Here is an 8,393-nt window from a genome sequence, read left to right on the forward strand (position 1 = left end):
CGTCGCTCCGGGGTTGCGTTCCGGCGCTGTCCGGGGCACCGCCGTCGCGCTCGGTGCCGAGGCCGGTCGCCACGGCGCTCAAATCCGGCAGCCGGCTGGGCCGGCGCATGGGCAGCGGGTTGGCGCCGTCCCGGAACCGGCCGTTGACGGCAGGGACCGGAGGCGCGGGGGCGCGCTCCGGTTCAGCGCCAGGGGCTTCTCCCGGCGCTGTCCGTGCCCTGCGTTCGTCTCCGCCGGATTTCACGTCTTCGACTGCCACGTCCGTCGCCTCTTTCTGTGCCGCTGGCCTCTCTGCCTATGAGACTACCGCCGGCCGGCGGCGCTTCACGGTTGCCACCCCGGGGGGCGGCCCGCTCGGCCGTCGCCCGCCCGGCCGTCGCCTGCCTGCCCCGTCGGCTGCCCGGACGGCAGCTACCCGGTGGCGGCGGCCTCGCCGGCGTCGAACCGGCCCAGGTCGCCGCGCTCCCCCGCCAGGTAGGCCCGCCGGCCCACGACGAGGGTGTACATCCAGTAGGCGGCCAGCACCAGCACACCGATGCCCAGGCGCAGCCAGTCCGGCAGTTGGCTGGGGGTCACGAAGCCCTCGACCAGGCCGGAGATCAGGAGGACGAGGACCAGTCCCAGGGCGACGGTAATCAGCGACCTGCCTTCCCGGGCCAGCGAGGCGGTGCGGGTGAGCCGGCCGGGCGAGACCCAGGACCAGAAGATCCGCAGTCCGGCCGCACCGGCAATGAAGATGGCGGTCATCTCCATCAACCCGTGCGGCAGGATGTAGAGGAAGAAGACGTCCAGCCGGTCGTAGGCGGCCATCATCCCGCCGGCCATGCCCACCCCCTGGGCGTTCATGAACAGGATGTACGGCACCCACAGTCCGGTCACTCCGAAGGCCACCGCCTGCGCGGCAATCCAGGCGTTGTTGGTCCACACCATGCCGGCGAAGGAGGCGTTGGGATTCTCGGAGTAGTAATTGACGAAGTCCTCTTCCACGTACTGCCGGATGTCCTCGTTGGACCCCATCGCTTTGATGACCTCGGGGGTTCCCGCCACCCAGGCGCCGAACAGCCAGGCCACCAGGACGAAGAGGGCACCGATGACCACGGTCAGCCAGCGCAGGCGGTAGAACGCGGCCGGCAGCGACAACACGAAGAACTCCGCCACGTCCCGGGCAAAGTTGGAGCGGGCCCCCGTGAACCGCGTCCTGGCGCGCGACAGGCGGGTGGACAGGGCCGCCGACAGTTGGCCCTCGGCGGCCACCGACCGGATCATCGACAGGTGGGTTGAGGTGCGCCGGTAGAGCACGAGCAGTTCATCCGCCTCGGGGCCGGTGAGCCTGCGTTTGGCGCTCAGTTCGTCCAGCCGCTGCCAATCGTGCTCATGCACCGCGGCGAAGGCATCGATATCCACGCTCCTAGCCTAGCCGCCGCGCGCGGAAGATCCGGGGCGCCGCCCGGCCCGCCGCCCCGGATCGATAGAGTGGAACCGGGCGGCACAGACCGCCCGGGAAAGGGATCCGATGAGCAACGTCATCACCGGCGAGGCGGTAGTGCTGGAACTGCGGCCGGCGTCGTTCGGCGTCCGGGCGCTGAGCTCGATCATCGATGTGGTGGCCAACGTGATCCTGCTGATCGCCGCCTTCGTGCTGCTGTCGGAGACCCTCGAGGTCGGGTTCGACGCCGCAGCCGCCCGCGCGCTGGTCATCGCCGTGGTGCTGTTCTTCCTGGTCGGGGTGCCCATCGCCGTCGAGACCCTTACCCGCGGCAAGTCGCTGGGCCGCTGGGTCATGGGCCTGCGGATCGTGCGCGACGACGGCGGTGCCATCCGGTTCCGGCATGCGCTCATCCGCGGCCTCGTGGCGGTCTTCGAACTGTACATCCTGCTCGGTTCGGTGGCCTTCATGGTGGCCCTGTTCAATGACAGGTCCAAACGGCTCGGCGACCTGCTGGCGGGCACCTACAGCATGCGGGAACGCGTCGCGGTCGCACCGAAGATCCTGCCGGAAATCCCCCCGCAACTGGCCCCCTGGGTAAAGCTCGCCGACATGGGGCGGCTGCCGGAGCCGCTGGCCCGGCGGATTATCCAGTTCCTCTCCCAGGCGCCCAAGATGATTCCCGCCTCCCGTGCCCGGTTGGCCACGGCCCTGGCCAACGAGGCGTCCGGCTATGTCTCTCCCCCGCCGCCGGCCGGGACGCCGCCGGAAATGTACCTGCTGGCCGTGATGGCCGAACGGCGCGAACGCGACTTCGTCCGGCTGTCCCGACAGCAGGAGCGCGCCGCCCGGCGTGGCGCCCGGCTGCATTCCCTGCCCTTCCGGGACTAGGCGCGGCCGCGCGGACCGCCCGGTGGCCACCGAACCGCCGGGCGCGGGACAGCTACCCCTTGTCCTGCGACGTCCAGGTCTTCCAGTCCACGTTCCAGTCCCCGAAACCGTCCGTCGGGTCCAGGAACCCGCCGTCGGTATTGCGGATATCCACGATGTCCCCGGTCCGCATGGTCTCGTAGAAGTACCGGGCGCCGGCTTCGGACATGCCCACGCAACCGTGGGAAATGTTGCGCACGCCCAGGGCGGAGGGGTCCAGCGTGGTGTGGACGAACTCGCCGCTGTTGCTCAACCGGCTGGCGTACTTGGCGTCGAACGGCTCGTACCAGTCCGGGTCTCCCGGTTTCAGCCCGATGCTGCGCGGGTTGAACGGCAGCGATTCATGCATGTCCATGATCGGGTGGATGCCCTTGCTGGACGGCCAGTTCGGGTCGCCCAGCGTCACCGGGAAGGTCTTGGCCAGGTCGCCGCCCACGTAGATCTTCATGGTCTTGGTCTTGTTGTCCACGATCGCCCGGCGGTCATCGAGGATGTTGACGGTGATCTTCTCGTCGTTCATGCCGATCATGTTGTTGCCGAACTCCACGCCGAACAGTTTCATGTCCACGGTCACGGTGCTGTTCGGCTCCCAGTATCTTTCCGCGCGGAAGCGGGCCTTGGTTTCGGAGTACCAGTAAAATTCGCCCTTCTGCCCGGCGGAGGTGGTGATGGAGATGGCCTCCTCCACCGCTCGCTTGTTGAGCACGGGTTCGCTGAAGTTGAACTCCAGCGGCTGGGCGATGCCCACGCTTTGCCCGTCCAGCGGGTACATCCAGCCGTCGGCCTGGTTGGGAGCGAGCACGGTGGTAAAGCTTTGCTGCTTCACGGTCTCGGTGCCGGCGCGGTCCACCAGGGTGTAGCTGAACTCGTATTCGGTCAGGAAGTCCAGGCGTTCCGTTGCCTTCCAGACGCTGCCGTCTGCGGACAGCTCCCCGGCGATCGGTTCGCCGCCCTGTGCCGGCGCCAACGCCACGTCCTTGATGGAGGCGTTCTTGGCGGTAATGGTGGCCACGGTGGCGGGGTTAACCTCCACGGCTTTGTCTGCCGGGGTGACACCGACGGACATCGCCTTGACGACCGGCGCGGAGAAGCCCTGCCGCTCGGCCGGGGCGGCGGCGAACACCCGTCCCAATTGGCCTGCGAACGTGGGCGACGCCATGGTTGCCGCAGTGACGGCCGCGGCGGCTGCCACCAGCACTCCGACGATGCACAGCAGGGCGATCTTAAGGCCCTTGCGCTTCTTTTTTTCCTCAGTCATCCCAACCCAACTCACGAGACCCCGGCGGCGGGTAACCGCCGCTGCAGGGCACAACAGCACCCTGCCTCCATCGTAGGGCGGGCGGCACCGAAGGGACGGGTTATTGCGGGCGAGCCCGCCCAACAATCCGGTAACCATTCAACCGAACGGCTAACGGCGGGACGTACGCCCGCCGTCGGCCCTCCCGGTCTGGATCAGTAGCGGTAGTGGTCCGGCTTGTACGGGCCAGCGGCGTCCACGCCCAGGTACTCGGCCTGTTCCTTGGTCAGTTCGGTGAGTTCGACGCCGAGCGCGTCCAGGTGCAGCCGGGCGACCTTCTCGTCGAGCACCTTCGGCAGCACGTAGACCTGGTTGGCGTACTCGGGCTCGCCGGTGGCCGAACCCTCGGCCGGCTTGCCGTGCTTGGTGAACAGCTCGATCTGCGCGATGGTCTGGTTGGCGAACGAGTTGCTCATGACGAACGAAGGGTGCCCGGTGGCGTTGCCCAGGTTCAGCAGCCGTCCCTCGGAGAGCACGATGATGGAGCGCTCGGTCGCCAGCCCGGCATCGAAGACCCATTCGTGCACCTGCGGCTTGATCTCCACCTTCTGTACGCCCTCGACGCTGGCCAGGCCCGCCATGTCGATTTCGTTGTCGAAGTGGCCGATGTTGCCCACGATGGCCTTGTCGCGCATCTTCACCATGTCGGACGCCATGATGACGTCCTTGTTGCCGGTGGTGGTGATGAAGATGTGGCCCTCGCCCACTACTTTGTCCAGGGTGGCGACCTGGTAGCCGTCCATCGCGGCCTGCAGGGCGCAGATCGGGTCGATCTCGGTGACGACGACGCGGGCGCCCTGGCCGCGCAGCGCCTCGGCCGCGCCCTTGCCGACGTCGCCGTAGCCGCACACAACCGCCGTCTTGCCGCCCATCAGAACGTCGGTGGCCCTGTTGATGCCGTCGGGCAGCGAATGGCGGATGCCGTACTTGTTGTCGAACTTGGACTTGGTCACCGCGTCGTTGACGTTGATCGCCGGGAACAGCAGCTGGCCCTGCTCCGCCAGCTGGTAGAGCCGGTGCACGCCGGTGGTGGTTTCCTCGGTGACGCCGCGGATGCCGGCGGCGACCCGGGTGAACTTCTGCGGGTCCTTGGCCAGCGAGGCGCGCAGCACGTCCAGGATGATCGTGTACTCGTGCGGGTCCTCCGCGGTGGCCGAGGGGACGGCGCCGGCGGCCTCGAATTCCACGCCCTTGTGCAGCAACAGGGTGGCGTCGCCGCCGTCGTCCAGGATCATGTTCGGTCCCAGCTCGGGGTTTTCGTCGGCGCCGGGCCAGGTCAGGATCTGCTCGGCCGTCCACCAGTACTCTTCGAGCGTTTCCCCCTTCCAGGCGAAGACCGGAACGCCCTGCGGGTCCTCCGGCGTGCCGTTGCCCACCACGACGGCTGCGGCGGCCTCGTCCTGCGTGGAGAAGATGTTGCAGGAGGCCCAGCGGACTTCCGCTCCGAGCGCGGTCAGCGTTTCGATCAGGACCGCGGTCTGCACCGTCATGTGCAGGGAACCGGCAATCCTGGCGCAGGCCAGGGGCTGGGCCTCGCCGAATTCTGCGCGCAGGGCCATCAGGCCCGGCATCTCGTGCTCCGCCAGGCGGATCTGGTGGCGGCCGGCGGCTGCCAGCGAGAGGTCCTTGACCTTGTAATCGAACGTCACAGTAATGCTCCTAAGCGTCGTCAGCGGGGCCGTCGTTGGCGGAGGCAGCGGCGCCGTCGTTGGTTGAATCAAGGGCGCCGCCGGCGGGGGCGGTCTGCGGCAGCAGCACCGGGATGCCGTCTTCGATCCGGTAGTGCAGCCGGTCTCCGGCGGCGGTGCGGCCGGTCGAGAGCAGTTCGTCGCCCTCCTGGACCAGTGATGAACCGGTAGCCGGGCAGCGCAAAACCGCCAGCAGTTCGGGGGTCAGATGTGCCATGCGATGGTGTCCTTTGATCTCCAGCAGCTTCGGCTGCGTCCGCTTCCGGCGGCGCGGGGCTTCGCCGCGGACGGCAGGTTGCCGGCACGGCGCGCTGCCCGTCTCCCAGCGTATCGCCCTAGGGTTGTCCGCGCAGAATGCGCAGGTGCCCGCGCCGGGTGCCCGCGGCGCCGGCGGGCGGTTCCAACGGCTCGCGCTGGCCGCGCGGCTGGGGCGCCTCGTCGGGCACCTCGGGAGTGCGGGCCGCCTCCCGCACGGCGTCGGCCAGGGCCAACAGGTCGTCGGGGTTGGGGACCGGCGCCTGCTCGGGCAGGGCCAGCCGCATGACTTCCCAGCCGCGGGGCACGGTCAGCCGTTCGGCGTGCTCGGCACACAGGTCGTAGCAGTGGGGCTCGGCGTAGGTTGCCAGCGGGCCCAGCACGGCGGTGGAATCGGCATACACGTACGTCAAAGTAGCGATGGCCGACCGCTGACAGGCCGAGCGTGAACATTGACGAATGGATCCCACGAGAATGCATCCTACTCCGGGCCTTCCTCCTTCCCGACCACCGGCGCGGGCCGGTGGTCGAAGATTAGGTCACAATCGGGTCGCGCGGACGCGGCCCGCCGGACGGCGCACCGCTGGCGGATGCTCCGGAGCGACGCTGCCGGTGCCGGGTGGGTCGCCGCGGGACGCTTCGGCGTACCGCCGCGGGGCCCGGGTGCCTTATTCCGGTCCCCGGGCTTAAAGTCGGTATATGGACAACGGACCATCACTGACCCTCTCGCTGGACAGCGACGGCGGTGGCTGGCGCCGTCCGTTTGCCGCACGACGCCGGAACCGCCGCGGCCGCGGGCTGCGCGGCGACCTGCTGCCCGCCAACCTGCCCGGGCATCTGACCAGGTCCGAACAGTTCGAGGCGTGGGTCGCGGAGTCCGCCGAGCGGCTGGCGTACTTCTGGGGGGAGCGGGTCGAAGCAGCCCAATTCGTGGTCGAGGACATTCCGCCCCGACTCGAAGAGTTGCTTGCCCGCGGTCAGGCCGCGCCCCTGGGCAGCTTCACGCCGGCCGCGCCGGGCCGCCCGGCCGTGGTGACCGTCTTCCGGCAGCCGGTCCAGGCGGCCGCCCGGCTGCGGGCCGAACTGCCGGAGCTCATCCACGATGTGGTAGTGGAGCAGACCGCGCAGCTGCTGAACATGGCCCCGGAAGCGGTTGACCCCGGCTACGGCCGGACCCGCCCCTGACCGGCGTTCCGGTCCCGGCGCCGCTTCTTCCCTAGTACCCGATATCGACCGGCACCGCGGTCTGCGCCTGGGTGCCGGCGGGCACCGGCAGGACCGCAACGTCGGGAGCACCGCCGTCGGTCAGGACCTGGGCGCCGTAGACGGCTTCGCCGGACGCGCTGATCAACAGGGCCGCAGCGTCGGCGCCGTCTGCCCGGGGATCAAGGGTCACGGTGGTTCCGGCGGGCACGGTCACCGCCTGCTTCTCCCCCAGTCTGCCCTTCGGATCCACCGGCGTGATTTCCACCCGGGCGTCCCCCGCCGGCGCGCTGAAGGCCATGCGGGAGCTGACACCGCCCGGCACGACCGCCAGATGATTGCTGCCGAGGCGGCCGGTCGCGGGTGACCATCCGAAGTCCACCGGTTCGCCCGCCTCGGTTCCCCTGCTGACCCGCGCGGCGGCAGCGATGGACACGTCGGCGCTGATTTCGACGGAATACGTGCCGGCCGGCAACGACTCCAGCGGCACCCTGGTGACGCTGCCGGCCGCCGCGGTGACGACGCCGCCGCCCGGGAGGCTGACCGGGCCGTCGGAACCGAAGACGCGCACTTCCAGGACCGCGTCGGTCACGCCGGGCACCGCCACGTCCAGCGCCGGCGCCGCGTCCTCATAACCGTCCTGGTCCCGGATCGCCCGTGCCGGTTTTTGGTCCTGGACGGTGATTCCCGTGACCACCTGCCGCGTGCCGGCCGGGGCCGACGCCTGCAGCAGCTCGACGCCGCCGGGGGTCAGCTGGCGCAGGATGCTTTGCTGGATGAAGCCGGTCACCGGGCCGCCGGAGGACTGCACGCGCACGGCCAGGGATTCCTGGTTCGCGGCCACTCCCGCCAGCACGATGGAGCGTGACTCCCCGGGAGCGACCAGCAGCCCGCGGGTGCCGGCAGCCTGGACCTGCCCCTCGGACGAGACCAGTTCGAGGTCGACCGAGGAGGGTGTCTGGGAACTGTTGTGCAGTTTCAGCACGGACGTGGTTCCCACGGTGGTGGACGCCCCGAGCAACCAGAAGTCATTGTCCGGTGCCATGCAGTTGGAAGCGGCCAGTCCGCGCAGGTCGCCGTCCGAGGCTCGGTAGGTCATCGCCGCGCCGGTCAGCGCGGTGGTCTCCCCCATCGGGGCGGCCCGCAGCACGGTGGGAGCGGACAGGTCCTGTCCGGACACCACGGACGCCACCATCTTGGTCTCGCCGGACGACTTTTCCGTCGGTTCCGCGATGCGCGCGAGCGGAGTGCCCGCGCCCAGTTCCGTCAACTCGCTGCCGGGGACGTTGCCGCCGAGGTCGCTGAGCACCAGGGCCCGCGCCCTGGTCTGCGCCGTAGTGGAGACCGGGCTGAACTGCGGATCGGTGTCTTCGGCGGCGCTGTCCAGCAGCCGCAGGGGCTCCGGGCAGACAGCGGTGTAGTCTCCGGCCGGAACGGCAGCGGACACGGGCGGCCGCTCGGCGGCCGCACCCGGCACGTCCGCCAGGCTGCCGGCGGCTACCGCCGCTCCGGTCAGCAGCAGGAGGCCCGCCCCGGAGACGGCGCCCAGCGTCCGCCGGCCGCGCTTCGGCGTGGCGCCGGCGGTGGAACTGCC

8 protein-coding genes and 1 pseudogene are annotated in these 8,393 nt (G+C 69.7%); 2 read left to right on the forward strand and 7 right to left on the reverse strand.

Annotated features, from left to right (window positions below; translation table 11 throughout):
* Both AC5RUH_RS16110 and AC5RUH_RS16115 read right to left on the reverse strand, forming a co-directional pair.
* Nucleotides 1–259, reverse strand: a pseudogene (locus AC5RUH_RS16110) (hypothetical protein); the annotation flags it as partial.
* Nucleotides 260–411: 152 nt separating this feature from the next.
* Nucleotides 412–1,404, reverse strand: a complete 993-nt coding sequence (locus AC5RUH_RS16115) for a stage II sporulation protein M (RefSeq protein WP_494129089.1) — start codon at nt 1,402–1,404, stop codon at nt 412–414.
* Nucleotides 1,405–1,513: 109 nt separating this feature from the next.
* On the opposite strand from AC5RUH_RS16115, the gene AC5RUH_RS16120 reads away from it, so the two are divergent.
* Nucleotides 1,514–2,317 carry an RDD family protein gene (locus AC5RUH_RS16120; RefSeq protein WP_494129090.1) on the forward strand — a complete coding sequence of 268 codons (804 nt, stop codon included), beginning with the start codon at nt 1,514–1,516 and terminating at the stop codon, nt 2,315–2,317.
* A 52-nt stretch (nt 2,318–2,369) separates the two neighbouring features.
* Here AC5RUH_RS16120 and AC5RUH_RS16125 read toward each other — a convergent pair whose 3' ends face one another.
* From AC5RUH_RS16125 to AC5RUH_RS16140, 4 genes are all read right to left on the reverse strand, one after another.
* Nucleotides 2,370–3,614: a L,D-transpeptidase gene (locus AC5RUH_RS16125; RefSeq protein WP_494129091.1), complete on the reverse strand. Its 1,245-nt coding sequence runs from the start codon at nt 3,612–3,614 to the stop codon at nt 2,370–2,372.
* Nucleotides 3,615–3,808: 194 nt separating this feature from the next.
* Nucleotides 3,809–5,302 (reverse strand): adenosylhomocysteinase, encoded by a 1,494-nt coding sequence (gene ahcY, locus AC5RUH_RS16130; RefSeq protein WP_494129092.1) that lies wholly within the window; start codon nt 5,300–5,302, stop codon nt 3,809–3,811.
* Nucleotides 5,303–5,312: 10 nt separating this feature from the next.
* Complete coding sequence (locus tag AC5RUH_RS16135; protein ID WP_494129093.1) at nt 5,313–5,558, reverse strand: Trm112 family protein; 246 nt, start codon at nt 5,556–5,558, stop codon at nt 5,313–5,315.
* A gap of 118 nt (nt 5,559–5,676) precedes the next feature.
* Nucleotides 5,677–6,066, reverse strand: a complete 390-nt coding sequence (locus AC5RUH_RS16140) for a DUF3499 domain-containing protein (RefSeq protein ID WP_494001441.1) — start codon at nt 6,064–6,066, stop codon at nt 5,677–5,679.
* A 229-nt stretch (nt 6,067–6,295) separates the two neighbouring features.
* On the opposite strand from AC5RUH_RS16140, the gene AC5RUH_RS16145 reads away from it, so the two are divergent.
* Nucleotides 6,296–6,781, forward strand: a complete 486-nt coding sequence (locus tag AC5RUH_RS16145) for a metallopeptidase family protein (protein ID WP_494076246.1) — start codon at nt 6,296–6,298, stop codon at nt 6,779–6,781.
* A 31-nt stretch (nt 6,782–6,812) separates the two neighbouring features.
* On the opposite strand, the gene AC5RUH_RS16150 is transcribed toward AC5RUH_RS16145, so the two are convergent.
* Nucleotides 6,813–8,393, reverse strand: a 1,581-nt coding sequence (locus tag AC5RUH_RS16150; protein ID WP_494129094.1) for a DUF5719 family protein, incomplete at its 5' end; no start/stop codon positions are given.

Source organism: Arthrobacter sp. Y3223166, from assembly GCF_059090935.1.